Origin of the sequence: Planotetraspora phitsanulokensis (assembly GCF_016863295.1) — a bacterium.
GTDB classification, from domain to species: domain Bacteria; phylum Actinomycetota; class Actinomycetes; order Streptosporangiales; family Streptosporangiaceae; genus Planotetraspora; species Planotetraspora phitsanulokensis.
On the sequence record NZ_BOOP01000003.1, the window covers coordinates 546032 to 561054 of the forward strand.

Here is a 15023-nt window from a genome sequence, read left to right on the forward strand (position 1 = left end):
GACGCCTCACGACACGGCGAACGAGGCGACGGGGGGACGAGGACCTGGAGGACGGTGTGGCGGTGCGGCTAGGTGTTCTGCCGTTCGCCTCGGCGCATGAGGATCGCGACCGCGATGATGAGCCCCTTCAGCACCTGCTGCCAGTAGCTCTGCACGTCGTAGAGGCTGAGCAGGTTGTCGATGAGCCCGAGCAGAACGACGCCGGCGAGGGTGCCGCCGATGGTGCCGCGTCCGCCCGACAGGCTGGCTCCGCCGATCACACAGGCGGCGATGGCGTCGAGCTCGAAGCCCTGGCCGACGCTCGGCTGAGCGATGCCGACCCGGGAGGCGAGGATGACGCCCGCGACTCCGGCGCACAACCCGGACAGCGCGTACGCGAGCACCAGGTGACGCCGTACCTTGACGCCCGCGAGCCGAACCGCCTCCCGGTTGCCGCCGATGCCGAGCAGCGCCCGGCCCGCCGACGTGCGGTTGATCAGAACCCAGCCCAGCGCGAACATCGCCAGCGTGATGATCGCCGCGATGGGGATGATGCCGACATCCTGCGAACCGAGGGTCAGAAAGTCCGGCGTGGTCGGAGTGATCGGGGTCTTGGAGTAGACGTAGGTGAGCCCTCGAAACGTCGTCATGGACGCGAGGGTCACCACGAACGGAGCCAGCGAGAACCGCGCGACCATGACGCCGTTGACCGTTCCGCACAGCACACCGACGACGATCGCCACGAGGATCGCCAGCGGCAGCGGCAGCCCGCTCACCAGGCCGGCCGACATGATGCCGGTCAGCGCGACCACCGATCCGACCGACAGGTCGATCCCTCCGGTGAGGATCACCAGCAGCATGCCGAGGGCGAGCAGCCCGGTGGAGACCATCTGCCGGAGCAGGTTGGTCATGTTCCCCTCGGTGAGGAACGAGTCATTGGTGACACCCGCCACCACGACGATCGCGACCGCGGCGCCGATCAGCACCAGGACGGTCGGCGACGGGACGGCCACGCGCCACCGGGCGGACGCCGGTGCCGCAGCCCCCGCCACCTCACCCGAATCCGTGTCCAGCACCACCGAAGTCCGCTGCTGCGTCATGCCGCGACCCCCACCGAATGCGCGAGGACCTCGTCCTCGGTCGTGTCCGCCGAACCGACCTCGGCGACCAGCCGTCCGCCGCGCATCACCAGCACGCGATCGGTGGCACCGAGGACCTCGGTCAGGTCGGAGGAGATCAACAGGATCGCGACCCCCTCCCGGGTCAACTCGTCGATCATGCGGTAGATGTCGACGCGGGTGGCCATGTCGACCCCGCGAGTCGGCTCGTCCAGGATCAGCACCCGCGGCCGCGTCAGGAGCCACTTGGCCAGCACGACCTTCTGCTGGTTGCCGCCGCTGAGATGGCGGACCGGAATCTCCGGACGTGGCGGGTGGATGCCCAACCGCTCGATCATGTCCTGAACGTTCGCGGCACGCCGCCTGATGTCCAGCAGGCCCGCGCGTGAGATCCGGGTCATCGTCGCGAACGTGGTGTTGTCGGTGACGTCCATGCCGAGGACGAGCCCGCTGTGCTTGCGGTCCTCGGTGACAAGCGCGACCCCGGCGCCGATGGCGTCGCCGGGCGTGCGGAATCGCGTAACGGCGCCGTCCAGCTCAACGGTTCCGGACGTCGGCCGGTCGGCGCCGAACACGCATCGAGCGACCTCGCTGCGGCCGCTGCCGACCAGCCCGAACATGCCGACGATCTCACCCGCTGCCAGGTCGAACGACACGTCGTCGAACACCCCGTCCCGGCTCAGGCCACGCACGCTGAGCAACGGCTTACCAGGCTCGGGCACCCGGTCCGGGTAGATCTGCTCCAGCCGGCGCCCGGCCATCAACGCGATGATCTCGTCCTCACTGGTGCGGGCCGGGGTGAGCGTATCCACCACCCGGCCGTCCTTGATGACGGTGATCGAGTCGGAGATCTCCATCACCTCGGCCAGCCGGTGCGAGACGTACAGGATCGCGACGCCACGCTCCCGCAGCCTGCGGATCAGGTCGAAAAGCCGGTCGAGGTCGGTGCCTGCGAGCACGGCGGACGGCTCGTCCAGCACGAGCATCCGGGGCTCGACCGCCAGCGCCTTGGCGATTTCCACCATCTGCTGGCGCGCGACCGACAACTTGCCTGCACGGACGCGCGGATCGATGTCGGCGAACCCGATCTCCTCCAGCAGCGCCCGCACCCGTGCGTGCGCCGCCGACCAGTCGACCAGCCCGCGTTTGGTGGGCAGCGCCCCCAGCAACACGTTCTCTGTCACCGTCATCTGGGGCACGAGGCTGAGCTCCTGGTAGACGGTCCGGAACCCCAGACCCTGCGCGTCCTCGGGTCCGCGCAGGGTGAGCGCCTCGCCGTCCAGCAGGATCTCCCCGCCGTCCAGCGGCACGGCCCCCGCCAGCACCTTGATCAGAGTCGACTTGCCGGCACCGTTCGCGCCCGCGATGGCGAGAACCCGCCCGCCCTCGGCGGTCAGGTCGACGCCGTGCAGGACCTCGACGCCGCCGTATCCCTTGCGGACGCCCCGCAACTCCAGCTTCATGCCAGGCCGTCCATGACGATGATGGTCTTCTGCTCGGTCATGTCGAGGAGGGTGTCGTGCAGTCCCTCGCGGGCCCCGCCGGTCAGCTTCACGCCGCCGAACGGAAGGTTCTCCGCGCGCAGCGCCGTGGAGCCGTTGATCACAACACCCCCGACCTGGAGGCGCCGGGCCACTGAGAAGGCCCGTCCGATGTCCCTTGTGAAGATCGCCGCCTGCAGCCCGTAGGCGGACTCGTTGGCCAGCCGCACCGCCTCCATGGCATCGGCCACCCGCAACAGCGGTGCGACCGGCCCGAAAATCTCCTCGGCCACGGCCTCCGCGTGCGGCGCGACGTCCACCAACACCGTCGGCGGCACGAACGCCCCGTCCCGGGGACCGCCCACCACGACGCGCGCACCGTCATTTACGGCTGCCCGAATCGCCTGGTCCACAGCGACGGCGGCAGGCTCCGTGATCAGCGGGCCGACGTCGGTGGCCTCGTCCAGTTGGTCACCCACGACCAGCTTCCTGGCCTGCGCTTCCAGCGCGTCAGCGAACGCGTCGTACACACCGTCCTCGACGTAGACGCGCTTGACGGCGCAGCAGATCTGTCCGTTGCCGCGCGCCAGCCGCCCGAGCACGACGGCCTCGGCGGCGCGTTCCACGTCGGCGTCCGCACACACGATCAGTGCGTCGTTGCCGCCGAGTTCCAGGTGCGTCCGCTTCAGCGTCCCGGCGGCGAGCTCGGCTATTGCCTTACCTGCGGCGGTGCTGCCGGTAAGGCTGATCATCTGCACGCCGTCGGCGGTCGCGAGGAACCGCGCCAGCTCCGGCCCGCCGGGGACGATCTGGTGCGCCGCCTCAGGGAAACCGGCCGCCTCGATGATCCGGCCGATCTCCATCAGCGTGAGTGGACACTTCTCCGGCGGCTTCACGATCACCGCGTTCCCCGCTGCCAATGCCGCCGCGGCTTTGTGCGCCCACAGCTCGACCGGGTAGTTGAACGGGACGATCGCCGCGACCACCCCGATCGGCTCCCGGACCGTTACCGCCAGGTGGTTCTCAAGACCGGGGACTGCGTCCAGCGGGATCTGCCGGCCAAAGATCCTGGTCGCCTCCCCAGCGAACCCGCGGAAGATCCGGACCGCGGCTGCGATCTCCTCGCGGGTCTGCCGGATCGGCTTCCCGTTCTCGGCGGCCAGATCCCGGGCCAGTTCCTCGGCCCGCGCCTCGATCCCGTCTGCGACCTTGGCCAACAGCCGTGCCCGCTCATGCGAGGCGGTCGCGGCCATCGCGGTCCGGGCGTCCTGGGCCGTCCGGACCGCCGCGCGCGCCTCATCCTCGGTCGCAACTGGCATCTCGCCCAGCACGGCGCCGGTCCCAGGGTTGTGAACGGGTAGAGCTCGTCCTCCGGTCAACGGATTTATCACGTACAGCTCCTTGCCGGTCGTTCCACTATGTAGAATCACACTTCGTATCGTGGAATCGTCAGCACATTAAAACGGAAGTAAAGAGACTGTCAATGGGTTACGAACCAGCCGAAAACGTGCATCACAGCGGCCGGGCTTCATCGGCTGGCAACGCGGTGACCAAGACGCTCAACGTGTTGGAGGCCGCCGTCGCAGGACAGGGACCGCGCCGACTCGCCGACATCAGCGTCGAATCAGGCGTTCCGAAAGCCAGCGTGCATCGCATCCTCGCGACACTCACCGACCTCGGCTTCATCACCAGCGAGGGTGGCGGGAGCTACCGCGCGGGCCCCCGCATGCTCGCCCTCGCCGAGGAGGTCAAGGCCGCCAGCGCAGCCGGCATCGGCGACGTCCTCACCCGGCTCTCCCGGGATGTGCGCCAGACCGTCCACCTCGCGCTGCACAGCGGCGACCACGCCGTCTACGTCCACAAAGTCGAGGCCGACCAGCCCTACCGGATGGCCTCCCGCGTCGGCATGCGCCTGCCCCTGCACTGCACGGCCATCGGGAAATGCATCCTGGCACACCTGCCGGAGGACGAACTGGTGTCCATCGTCGCCAGCGCGGGAATGCCCACGAAGACGTCCGAGACGATCACCGACCTCAACCGGCTGTCCATAGAGCTGACGCAAATCCGCGAACAGGGCTATTCCATCGACGACGAGGAGAACGAGAAGACCATACGGTGCATCGGCGCCCCCGTCTTCGACCGCACCGGTACCGTCGTCGGCGGCGTCAGCATCTCGACGGTCGCCTTTCTCCTGCCCCGCGAGGAGTTGCTCGCCTTCGCCCCCGCCCTGCAAACGGCTGTCGCCTCTCTCACAAACCTTCTCTAATTGCAAGCGCAAACACATTTGGGGAAAGCGCCGGCTGCCGAGACTCGGCCGTGAAGGCCCAATGGTCGCGCAGCTCCATTGACATGCTTGGACTTCACGCAGTACCGCGGCACGGGTCAGGAAAGCCATCGTGCACAGTTCACGCTGAACGTCTTTCGTGCGCCCAGCAGCGCAGGCGTTGAAGCAGCGCCCGTTGACAGCGGCTGACCTGCAGCTTTGTAAGCTCGCCGTCGCTTTCCGGTGTGAGTCCGGTCCGAGTCACTGCCAGGGCGCCCCGAAGCATGGAAGTTTCGTCTGGAAACCCCGTGATGCGAGATCGGCTTAGACCGAATTACGCTTCAGGGAGCATGCCGAAATTCGATTCGGCACCTCGACCTGGGAAGCTGGAAATAGATGAAGCTCCATGGCAGTGATCCAGGGGCGGCTCAAGCAACTTCTGGCCCAACATCGAATTCGTGACGCCGTCCCAGCCTCCGCTGGACACGCTGCTATCGAAAACGGCGCAAGAGACCTTATTGGGGCCAATATCTGACGGGAAAGTCGCAGGTCTGCGAAGAACCTCTTGGGAGACGTTCAATGTTGCAGAGTCAGAGCTGAAACAGCCCGCCCCTTGTTTCAGAGTCGCTCCGGCATGCCAAGCCTGATTATGCGGAGCGGAGTACTGAGATGAGTCGCCGGATGACCTCATTCCTGGGGTTGTCCGGCCTCATGGTGGCCGGGTGTACAGCAAGCATCGACGGGTCTGCTCGCATCGACGTGACGCATCACCCGCCAAGCCGAGCCCAGTGGCAGGGCTGGGTGCTGCCGAGCGAGGCCGACGCCACCGCCCTCATGTATCACCTTCACGACGGTGGAGGCTTCGGCAGCCCGTATCACCGGCGGTGTCACCGTCGAGGTCAGCTGCCGACCGGGTACCGGCTGGTGATCGCGACGCGGTTGAAGGCGTTCATCACGGTTGCCAGCCAGGCGATCGCCGAGACCTGGTCTGCGGTGAGTACGGCCGCGGCGGCGTTGAAGTGCTCGTCGCTGACGTGTCCGTCCGGCACGCGTGTGATCGCCTCGGTCAGGCGGAGGGCGGCGCGGTCGGTCGCGGAGAAGTAGCCGGTCTCTTCCCAGGCGGGCAGCACGGCGATCCGGTCGGGGGTTTCGCCCTTCTTGAGGGCGTCGCGGGTGTGCAAGCGCAGGCAGAACGCGCAGCCGTTGATTTGGGAGGTGCGGATCCTCAGCAGCTCGACCAGGAGCGGGTCGAGGCCCGCTGCGGCGGCGGCCCCTTCCACCTCCGACGACAGGGCGATGAGGGCCTTGTAGGCGGCCGGGTGCTGCTTGCCGATGTTGACGCGCTGAGGGTCGGTCATGGTTCCTTCGATTCGTTCGTGTGGCCTGCACCGCGCCCTTCGGGCGCATCTTGGTGGCCGGTGATGTGTGTTCCGGCAGAGACAGAGTTCGTGTAGAGCGTTGCCGCCCGCTGCGTGCCTCGGGCTACGACCTCGGGTCGTCCACCTTGAGCTTGTCTCCAGTGTCGGAGACGAAGACGACCAGGAGCTTGGCCGGCTTGGTCCGGCTGGTGTTCTCCGTGAGCACGTGGTGGGCGCCCGGCTGCTCGACCCAGTTCTCGCCCTGCTGGTAGGTGGTCACGGGCTTGTCGTCGAGCTGGCTGCGCACGGTGCCCTCCAGGACGTAGGCGTAGACGAACGCCTGGCCGTGCCGGTGCGGCATCGCGCGTGCGTTGGGCGGGAGGTCGACGACCGCCGAGGTGAACGTCTTGCCTTTCACATCCGGAAGGGCCTGCTGGAGCAGCGGTTTGAGGGTTTCGGCGGGGCGCGTCGATGCCGGAGCCGCGGTCGGCCCCTCGGCGTGGGCGGGCTGGTCGGAGGTCGAGCAGGCCGTGGCCGCAGTCAGCGTGGCCGCAGCCAGGAGGCCGGCGGCGATTCGCATTCCGATCATGATGGGCCTCCTGATTCAGTCTTCGGCGACACGGATGATCGTCTTGCCGGGGGTGCGCTTGCCGGGGGCGAATGCGGCGGGTGCCTCGGCGAGCGGCCGCACAGCACCGACGAACGGCCTGAGCCGGCCTTCCCTCAGCCGCGTGGCGAGGTCGGTGAGCCGGGCGCGGTCGGGTTCGACGACGAAGAAGACCGCCCGCCCGTCCTTGGGCTGGACCTTGGGCGGCATGACGATGGTGACGAGTGTGCCGCCGGCCCGGACCAGGGCGGCCGAGCGGTCGAGGGTGTCGCCGCCGATCACGTCGAACACGACGTCGGCCTCGTCGGCGTCCTCGAGCTTCTCGGTCTGCAGGTCGATGAAGGTGTGGACGCCGAGTTCGAGTGCCTTGTCCCGGTGGGAGGCCCGGCCGGTGCCGATGACGCGGGCGCCGGCCTCGCGGGCGAGCTGTACCGCGATCGAGCCGACGCCGCCCGTGGCACCATGGATCAGGACGGTCTGGCCTGTGGTGAGGCGGCCGTGGTCGAACAGGCCCTGCCAGGCGGTCAGCCCGGAGATCGGCAGCGCGGCGGCCACGGTGTGGTCGACGTCCGCCGGCAGCGGGGCGAGGTTGCGAGCCTCCACCGCGGTGTACTCGGCGAGCGTGCCGTTACGGGTCCAGTCGGTCAGGCCGAACACCCGCTGTCCGACGCTCAGGCCGGTGGTGCCGTACCCCAGCTCTACGACGACACCGGACAGCTCGTGCCCGGGCACGCTCGGCGTCCGGTCGCGGCCGGCGCGATCGGTCCACGTGGCGGGCCAGTCCAGCTCGCCAGGGGTGAAGCCGGCGGCGTGCACCCGCACGATGACGTCGTTCTCGGCCGCATGGGGGTAGGGCATGTCCGTCAGGGACATCCCGGCAAGACCGGCGTTACGGTCTCGCACAGTGATGGCTTGCATACAGGTCCTTACTGGGAGGAGCGACCCGAGCGCACAGCCCGCCAGCGGGCAGGGCCATAGCGGCTGCAGGTGGATCCATGCCGTTCTGCATGTTCGATCTCACCTGCTCTCGGTATTCCTTCGTCGCCCGTTTTGCGTTCTCATCAGGCAGACGAGGTAGCCCCTCCGGGTGTGACAGCTCAGACGCGCACGAGTTTGTCGGGATTGATGACCCGGCGGTACGCGGTGATCAGACCGTCTGCGATCTGGACCGTGTCGACGGAGTAGACCCGGCCTTCCCGGTGCAACACGAGGGCGAGCTCGCCGCCGACCTCGGCGAAGTCGATGCGGTCCGGGTGCCACTGGCGCCCCACACGCACCATGACCTCAGCGACGCGCTCACCGCCGTGGATGAGCTTGCGTGCCGCGGAGACCTTGCCTCCGCCATCGGTGACGTAGACGACGTCCGGGTGCAGGAGCCTGACCAGGCCGGCCAGGTCCCCGGCCTCGTAGGCGGCGCGGAAGGCTATGAGGACGCGTTCACGCTCCGCCTTCGACGCCTGCGGCGTGGACTCCTTCGCTTTGGCCACCCGCCGTCGTGCCCGCGAGGCGAGCTGCCGGGCACCCGGCACGGAGACGTCCAGCACTTCGGCGATCCGGCCGAACTCAAGACCGAAGACATCGTGCAGGACGAAGGCCACCCGCTCCGGCGGGCTCAGCTCTTCCATGATCAGCAGCATCGCCGAACTGACGGACTCGTCGACGAGTACCGGCTGCGACGCGTCCGGCCCTGTCAGCAGCGGCTCAGGCAGCCACGGACCGGCATAGGTCTCCCGACGAGCACGGGCACTCTTGAGAATGTCGTAAGACCGTCGCGCGGCCACTGTCACCAGCCAGGCCCGCAGATCACCGATGTTCTGCAGATCCGCTCCGGCCGCCCGCAGCCACACGTCCTGGGTCACATCCTCGGCATCGGCCACACTCCCCATCAGCCGGTAGGCCACACCGAAAACCGCGGGCCGGTGCCTCTCCCATTCGGCTCCGAGCGGGTCCTCCTGCTCAGACCGTCCGGGCCCGTGCCCGTCACCCATACAGATCGCAACCTCCTCCAGCTTGCGGATCCAGCGTAGCCATCCGAACTCGGGATCTTCGAAGCCAGCTCCGCGGAAGCGAGCCGGCCCGCTCAGACACGGAGTTGCTGCAACTCGGCCAAAGTGAGGACTTTCATCTCTTCTCCAAGTAGCTCGCCGACCGGGTGAACCCGACCGCATCAGAACGAGAGGCGTAAAACGCGTACCGCACCACGTCGCCAGTGCGGGGCGCATGAATCATCTGGCCGGGCCTGACGACGACACCCACATGCCCTGGACCTGAAGACTGCGGATGCATGAAGAACAGGTCGCATCGCAGGGCCGACATTTCATGATTAGGCGGGGTTGTATGATGAGCTTGTATAACAACCCCTGAGCCGGCACCCCCTGGAGACGATGCCACGTGGTCGACCGCCTCTCCTTCCTGTCCGAGGAGATCCCGCGAGACACCGGCGTCCCGCTGCGGGCCCGGGTCCACAGCCGTATCCTCGACGCCATCCGCTCCGGAGTGCTGCCGCCCGGGTCCATGATCCCAACGGAGACGGAACTCGGACAGCTCATGGGGGTCAGCCGCACTGTCGTGCGGGAGGCCCTGATGCTCCTGGACGAGGATGGTTTCCTCTTCTCGCGCCGTGGCGTCGGACGCTTCGTCGCCGACACCCTCCCGCCGAGGGGGCTCGAACGCATCAGACCGCTCGAGGAACTCCTGAGCACGCCGGCGTCTCCGGTCGTGCTCAGCCGCAGCGAAGTGACGCTCCAGCATCAGTCCGCCACCTTCGTCACCGAGGGACTGGGACTGCGGGCGAACGCTGCGACGTGGTTCTTCGAGACCGTCCTGTCCCGCGACGGCGAGGCGGTCGCGCTCAGTCAGGAGCACTTCCCTGCCGCTGGGGCGATCGACGCCGGCACCAGTGACGCGATCGCCGCCGCCATGCGGGCAGCCGACAGCGGCACCCTGCTGTCGATCCTCCTGAACAAGTACGGGCCGCGGATCGGCCCCGGAGCCGTCCGGATCATGCCAGGCGTCCCCGGTGCGTCACGTGCGGCGCTCCTCGGAACCCCCGCGGGCGAGCCCGTCCTGATCATGACGCAGACGGCCGCACTGAGCGGCGCGCCGTGCTACCTCGCCAAACACCTGGTCCTCAGCCGGGCAGGCCACCTGTCCATCCTGCAGACCGGGTAGCGGCGCCCTCCCCCAGCCCCGCTCACGGCCCGCGCGCCGGGCCGCGGCCGTCATCCACCCCGCTGCAAGGATCCCCATGCCGTACACCGTCGTCCTGCGCCGTCCCTACGTCGGCCGTCTCCTGGGCGGCTCCCTGATCGGGCGCCTCCCCGCAGCGATGGCCGCCCTGGCCATCGCGCTGACACTCCGTCAGGCAGGCGCCGATTACGCGACCGTGGGTCTGGTCACCGGAACCTTCGCCGTGGCGCAGGCGATCGCGGGGCCGCTCCTGGGACGCTGCGTCGACCGACTCGGGCAACCGCGGGTCCTCACCGCCTCGGCGATCGTCGCCTCAGGCGGATACGCGGTGCTGGCGCTGGCACCGCACAGCACGGCACTCGCCTTCCTCGGCGCTGTCATCGCCGGAGCCGCCACCCCTCCCCTCGAGCCGTGCCTGCGCGCCCTGTGGCCGCAACTGGTGGAGCCCCGCGAACTGGAATCCGCCTACTCCTTGGACGCCGGCGCCCAGGAACTGCTCTTCATCGCCGGGCCACTGGCGGTGACCGGCATCGCGGCGGCGGGGTCACCCCGGGCGGCCCTGTGGGTGTCGGCCGCTCTCGGCCTCGTGGGCGCCCTTGTGATGAGCGCCTCGGAGCCTTCACGATCATGGGCACCGGCCGTGCGGACACCGCACTGGCTCGGTGCTCTGCACAGCCCCGCCCTGCTGCTGCTCATCCTGGGCCTGGCCGGAGCAGGATTGGCTGTGGGGTCGTTCAACGTCTTCAGCGTGGCCTATGCCGACTCCCACCACATTCCGGGCGGAGCCGGGACCCTGCTGGCACTGAACGCCACAGGGGCCCTCATTGGCGCGATCTGCTACGGGACCTACGGCGCACGCCACTGGCGGGCCGCGCCCGCGCGGAAGGCGGCGCTGCTGGCGTTCGGCATGGCGGCCTCCTACTGGCTGGTGGCCCTCGTGCCCGGACCGGCCGGCATGGCGGTGGTCGCCGTCGTCACCGGGGTCTTCTTCGCACCACTGCTCTCCGTCTCCTTCGGCATGGTGGGTGACCTCGCCCCTGAGGGAACCGTCACGGAGGCGTTCTCCTGGTTGGTGACTCTGGTGGGCGCCGGCATCGCCGGCGGCTCGGCCGCCGGCGGATCGCTGTTGCTCCACGGGGGGCCGACTGTCGCCGCAGTGATGGGCGCGTGCGGAGTCACCGCAGGCGCGGCGCTGATGCTCGCCGGTCGGCGGATGTTCATCACCTCTCCCGCACAGGCCTGACACCGGCGCCGGCCGGGGCGAGCGCCCGGGCGATGCCGCCAAGCTGGGCGGTCGTGCCGACCGGGACGCTCGACTTTACGACGATCACCGCGTCACGCCGCAGGTGAGGAACCAGTTCGACCACCGCGGCATTCGGGTCGCTCAGGTCGGCCGCGAGCTCGCCGCCCGTCTGCTGCGGCGTCCCCACGCACAGGATGTGCAGGTCAGCGTGCGCTGCGACGTCCTCGTACGAGCAGGTAAAGCGAAGGGTCCCATTTCCGCTGTGGTGGGAGATAGCCTCGGCCAAGCCGGGCTCGGAGAACGGGACCCGGCCCGAGGACAAGGTGCGGACTGTGGCAGGGGCGACGTCCAGGCCGAGGACCTCGTTGCCCCCGATCGCCATACCGGCGGCGTAGGGGATTCCGAGGCGGCCGCATCCGATGACGCAGATGTTCACTGGGTGCCTCCGGGCGAAGGGACCAGAACGTGCGGATGACGATGATCGGGTGTGGCCATCTGGGAGCCACGCACGCGGCTTCGATGGCGGAGATCGGTCATGACGTCCTGGGAGTGGAGGTCGACGCAGCGAAGATCGATACGCTGCGGACGGGTCGTGCGTGGTTCCATGAGCCCGAGCTGGACGAGATGCTGGCCAGGCACATCGCGTCGGGCCGGCTGCGGTTCACCACGGACTTCGCCGAAGCAGGCGAGTTCGGCGACGTGCATTTCGTCGGGGTGGCCACCCCGGGCACGGACAGCGGCGAGTACGACCTGACGCAGTTGTTCTCGGCGGTGAGCATGCTCGCCGGGCACCTGCACCGACCCTGCGTGATCGTCGGCAAGTCGACCGTCCACGCCGGCACCACCGCGGCTGTGCGGGAACTCGTCCGCGACCTGGCGCCGGCCGGGGACGCTGTGGAGGTCGTGTGGAACCCGGAGTTCCTGCGCGAAGGTCACGCCGTGCAGGACACACTGCGCCCGGACCGGATCGTGGTCGGCGTGACCAGCGCGGAGGCCGAGCGAGTCATCCGCGAGGCGTACGCCCCGATCACCGACGCCGGTGTCCCCCTGGTCGTGACCGACCCGGTGACCTGCGAGCTGGTGAAGGGCTCGGCGAACGCGTTCCTCGCGATGAAGATCTCGTTCATCAACGCCATGGGCGACCTGTGTGAGGCGGCCGGAGGTGACGTCCGTCTGCTCGCCGACGCGATCGGGTTGGACCCGCGCATCGGTCGAGCGTTTCTGGACGCCGGCCTCGGTTACGGCGGCGGCTGCCTGCCGAAGGACGGGCGGGCATTCGCCGCTCGAGCACGCGACCTGGGGGCGGACGGCGCCGTGGAGCTGCTGTCCGTCGTCGACGACATCAACGCGGCCCGGCGCACCCGCGTCGTCGACATGACGACGAAGGCAGTCGGCGGTGACGTGGCGGGCGCACGTATCGGCGTGTGGGGTGCGGCCTTCAAGGCCGGGACGGACGACATCCGCGACTCGCCCGCCCTGGACGTCGCCACCCGCCTCCACGCTGCAGGCGCCGCTCTCACCGTCTACGACCCGATGGCCATCGACACCGCCCGCGCCGCCCACCCGGAGCTCGGCTACGCCCGGGACCCGATCGCGGCCGCACGGGACGCCGACGTCCTGCTCGTCATGACCGGCTGGCCTGAGTTCCGCGCCATCAACCCGCAGGAGTTGGGCGAGGTGGTGGCCAAGCGGGTCGCGATCGACACTCGCGCCGTGCTCCACGACGGCTGGTGGGCCGGGGCCGACTGGACGATCCACCGGCTCGGCCGCGGATAGCCGCATCACGGGCGTTGACCGACGATCACCGCGGCCTGCACGGTCGCGGTGAGCCGTCCGGACGGCTCAATGTCAGTCAGGGTCTTGCGCAGGGCCAGCTCCCACGCGTCGACTTGCCCGCCCAGGACGGCCTGGGAGAAGAAGGCGTAGGTGTCCCTTGTCTGGGCTCTCAAGGTCGGCCGTCGAACCGTGTACTGCGCAGGAGCGGATGGCCCCCGCGGCGCGACTTAATAGAGCGTTGTGAAACCAAATTAAGGGCAGGGCGGAGCCGCATTCGTTCGCATTAACTGTGCTACGGCCCTGCCGCTTCTGTCGCCGCGCTCAGGATTCTCGCCCTTCGCCCAGCGTCCGCTCTGAGGCGACGGCAGTGGCGACGTCACGCGGGTATGCATGCCGACCGCGTAGCAGAATCACAGCGTTCGCAACCAGAGGCACCAACATGATCAAAAATGCGTAGCGCAGGCCGAGCTCGCTCCGCGCCCCTCCCGGGCCCAGGGAGTCCGCCACGAATCCGAAAGTGACGGGAGCGACGGCCTCCGCTCCCATCCGCAGGAACGTGCGAACGCTTTCGGCCCGCCCCCAGAGACGGAAGTGAACGACGTCAAGGCGTGCAGCGTCGAGCGGGGGATTCGCAGCCGTGAGGGATCCGGCGGCGAGGAACAACAACGGCAGCGCGATCGGCAACGCTGTGGTCAGCAGGCCCGGTACCAACAAAGCCACCGCGGCCAGATACGACAAGGCCGGCACGACCATCCGTGCGGCCAGATGCCCTTCGGATGAGAGCCGGTCCGCGATTCGCCCTCCGGTGAGAACACCCAGCAACGCACCCAGTCCGATCACCGGCACCAGTCCCGTGACGACCGCCTGACTGAGATCGTACTGACGGACGACGAAGACGACGGCGAAGGTCCGCAGCCCGGCGAAGAAGAAGTACCCGGCGGCGGAGGCCACGATCAACATGACATTGGTGGGGATGCTCAATATGTACCGGGCGGCCTGCCACAACGACATCCGCAACGGGTCTGTCCGAAGAATCCGCGCACGATCAGGCCCTATGTTCCGATCACGGACGGCGACGCGCATCGCGTCTTCGCGGCTCCTTCCACCATCGGCATTTCCCCCCGCGCCGCGCTCCCCTCCCTGGAAACCGGCCGTATCTGGAGACAGCCGGCCTTGGCCGCCACGCGCGGGCTCGGGCAGATGCCGGGCGATCACGAAGATGAGGACGATTCCCAGCAGGGCGAGGAACCAGAACGTGGAACGCCATGACATGAGGTGCGCGAGATTGCCGCCGACCACAAGGCCGAATCCCGCGCCGATCATTTCCCCGCTCAATATGAGGCCGTAGATGCGGCCGCGCTCGCCCGGATGGAAAAAATCGCCGATAAGCGACGCGAGCGTGGGACCGGCTGCGGCCATGACGGCGCCGAGGGCCAACCGGGAGAACAGGAGCCACAGGTACGAGTCGGCCAATCCAGCGAAAACCATGGCCAGGCTCCAGACCGCGATACTCGCGACCAACAGCCTCACCCTGCGCACGCGGTCGGCCAGCACCCCGAGCGGCAATACCGCAAGAGCGCTCGTCGCCGCCGAAACGGCGACGAGGGACCCGAGTTCGGTGTTGGTTATGCCCAGACTTCGCTTGAGCTCCAGCCCCACCGCTCCGACAGCTCCCTTGTCCGCGGCGTCCAGCGCCAGAACACAAGCGAGAACAACGACGATCCGTAACCGCCGAGATCCACCGGCCGCGGCGACCAGGCGCTGCGCAAGGCGTGCGAAGGCGGCGGAAACAAAGCCACCTGCCCCGCGCGTGCGCCCTTCCGGTTTCGCCGACATGGATCCTCATCTCTCGGATGATCCGACCGCTCGAGGGGCACAGTGACCCGAAGCAGTCTCAAGCACCCACGAATGTCACTCGCAGGCAAAATCGCCGCGACGCCGGAGGTACAGAGGAAGCCGGCACGTCACAGGTGGCCGGCAACGGAAGCGTGCCCCTTCCGCGCATACCG

General features: G+C 68.5%; 14 protein-coding genes. 4 read left to right on the plus strand and 10 right to left on the minus strand.

The genetic code is table 11. The features are described 5' to 3' along the window. Positions 1-68: 68 nt before the first annotated feature. From Pph01_RS05445 to Pph01_RS05455, 3 genes are read right to left on the minus strand one after another with little or no spacing between them, the layout of a single operon-like run. Complete coding sequence (locus Pph01_RS05445) at positions 69-1079, minus strand: ABC transporter permease (RefSeq protein ID WP_204071808.1); 1011 nt, start codon at positions 1077-1079, stop codon at positions 69-71. Beyond that, on the minus strand, positions 1076-2560 hold the full coding sequence (locus Pph01_RS05450; RefSeq protein ID WP_204071809.1) for a sugar ABC transporter ATP-binding protein: 1485 nt from the start codon (positions 2558-2560) through the stop codon (positions 1076-1078). Before Pph01_RS05450 ends, Pph01_RS05445 begins: the two co-directional genes overlap by 4 nt. Then, positions 2557-4008, minus strand: a complete 1452-nt coding sequence (locus Pph01_RS05455) for an aldehyde dehydrogenase family protein (protein ID WP_308441873.1) — start codon at positions 4006-4008, stop codon at positions 2557-2559. Before Pph01_RS05455 ends, Pph01_RS05450 begins: the two co-directional genes overlap by 4 nt. Positions 4009-4061: 53 nt before the next feature. Here Pph01_RS05455 and Pph01_RS05460 point away from each other — a divergent pair, with 53 nt between their 5' ends. Beyond that, a complete protein-coding gene (locus Pph01_RS05460) occupies positions 4062-4844 on the plus strand; it encodes an IclR family transcriptional regulator (protein ID WP_204071811.1) in 783 nt (260 codons plus the stop codon). A gap of 896 nt (positions 4845-5740) precedes the next feature. Here Pph01_RS05460 and Pph01_RS05465 read toward each other — a convergent pair. The 4 genes from Pph01_RS05465 to sigJ all read right to left on the minus strand — a co-directional run bounded on the left by Pph01_RS05465 (position 5741) and on the right by sigJ (position 8794). Further along, positions 5741-6199 (minus strand): carboxymuconolactone decarboxylase family protein, encoded by a 459-nt coding sequence (locus Pph01_RS05465; protein WP_204071812.1) that lies wholly within the window; start codon positions 6197-6199, stop codon positions 5741-5743. A 124-nt stretch (positions 6200-6323) separates the two neighbouring features. After that, entirely contained in the window at positions 6324-6788 is a 465-nt protein-coding gene (locus tag Pph01_RS05470) for a cupin domain-containing protein (protein WP_204071813.1), read from the minus strand. Between the two features lie 15 nt (positions 6789-6803). Continuing rightward, positions 6804-7664, minus strand: coding sequence for an NADP-dependent oxidoreductase (locus Pph01_RS05475; RefSeq protein ID WP_239116443.1), 861 nt, complete (start codon positions 7662-7664; stop codon positions 6804-6806). 239 nt (positions 7665-7903) lie between these two features. Next, entirely contained in the window at positions 7904-8794 is an 891-nt protein-coding gene (gene sigJ, locus Pph01_RS05480; RefSeq protein WP_204071815.1) for an RNA polymerase sigma factor SigJ, read from the minus strand. A 403-nt stretch (positions 8795-9197) separates the two neighbouring features. Between sigJ and Pph01_RS05485 the strand changes: the two genes are divergently transcribed. Both Pph01_RS05485 and Pph01_RS05490 read left to right on the plus strand, forming a co-directional pair. Further along, a complete protein-coding gene (locus tag Pph01_RS05485) occupies positions 9198-9977 on the plus strand; it encodes a GntR family transcriptional regulator (protein ID WP_204071816.1) in 780 nt (259 codons plus the stop codon). Positions 9978-10053: 76 nt separating this feature from the next. After that, positions 10054-11238, plus strand: coding sequence for an MFS transporter (locus Pph01_RS05490; RefSeq protein WP_204071817.1), 1185 nt, complete (start codon positions 10054-10056; stop codon positions 11236-11238). Here Pph01_RS05490 and Pph01_RS05495 read toward each other — a convergent pair. Beyond that, positions 11216-11674 (minus strand): NAD(P)-binding domain-containing protein, encoded by a 459-nt coding sequence (locus tag Pph01_RS05495; protein WP_204071818.1) that lies wholly within the window; start codon positions 11672-11674, stop codon positions 11216-11218. The genes Pph01_RS05490 and Pph01_RS05495 overlap by 23 nt on opposite strands. A 35-nt stretch (positions 11675-11709) precedes the next feature. Here Pph01_RS05495 and Pph01_RS05500 point away from each other — a divergent pair, with 35 nt between their 5' ends. Continuing rightward, on the plus strand, positions 11710-13014 hold the full coding sequence (locus Pph01_RS05500) for a UDP-glucose dehydrogenase family protein (protein ID WP_239116460.1): 1305 nt from the start codon (positions 11710-11712) through the stop codon (positions 13012-13014). 5 nt (positions 13015-13019) lie between these two features. Here the strand turns inward: Pph01_RS05500 and Pph01_RS05505 are convergent, their stop codons facing one another. Together Pph01_RS05505 and Pph01_RS05510 are read right to left on the minus strand one after the other, a co-directional pair. Continuing rightward, positions 13020-13187, minus strand: coding sequence for a hypothetical protein (locus tag Pph01_RS05505; RefSeq protein ID WP_204071819.1), 168 nt, complete (start codon positions 13185-13187; stop codon positions 13020-13022). Positions 13188-13335: 148 nt separating this feature from the next. After that, positions 13336-14850 (minus strand): MFS transporter, encoded by a 1515-nt coding sequence (locus tag Pph01_RS05510; protein WP_204071820.1) that lies wholly within the window; start codon positions 14848-14850, stop codon positions 13336-13338. Positions 14851-15023 lie beyond the last annotated feature (173 nt).

Coding starts and splice junctions, on each gene's coding strand:
- Pph01_RS05445 (WP_204071808.1), bottom strand. CDS start 1,079: ATGACGCAGCAGCGGACTTCGGTGGTGCTGGACACGGATTCGGGTGAG.
- Pph01_RS05450 (WP_204071809.1), bottom strand. CDS start 2,560: ATGAAGCTGGAGTTGCGGGGCGTCCGCAAGGGATACGGCGGCGTCGAG.
- Pph01_RS05460 (WP_204071811.1), top strand. CDS start 4,062: ATGGGTTACGAACCAGCCGAAAACGTGCATCACAGCGGCCGGGCTTCA.
- Pph01_RS05465 (WP_204071812.1), bottom strand. CDS start 6,199: ATGACCGACCCTCAGCGCGTCAACATCGGCAAGCAGCACCCGGCCGCC.
- Pph01_RS05470 (WP_204071813.1), bottom strand. CDS start 6,788: ATGATCGGAATGCGAATCGCCGCCGGCCTCCTGGCTGCGGCCACGCTG.
- Pph01_RS05475 (WP_239116443.1), bottom strand. CDS start 7,664: ATGCCCTACCCCCATGCGGCCGAGAACGACGTCATCGTGCGGGTGCAC.
- sigJ (WP_204071815.1), bottom strand. CDS start 8,794: ATGGGTGACGGGCACGGGCCCGGACGGTCTGAGCAGGAGGACCCGCTC.
- Pph01_RS05490 (WP_204071817.1), top strand. CDS start 10,054: ATGCCGTACACCGTCGTCCTGCGCCGTCCCTACGTCGGCCGTCTCCTG.
- Pph01_RS05500 (WP_239116460.1), top strand. CDS start 11,710: ATGACGATGATCGGGTGTGGCCATCTGGGAGCCACGCACGCGGCTTCG.
- Pph01_RS05510 (WP_204071820.1), bottom strand. CDS start 14,850: ATGTCGGCGAAACCGGAAGGGCGCACGCGCGGGGCAGGTGGCTTTGTT.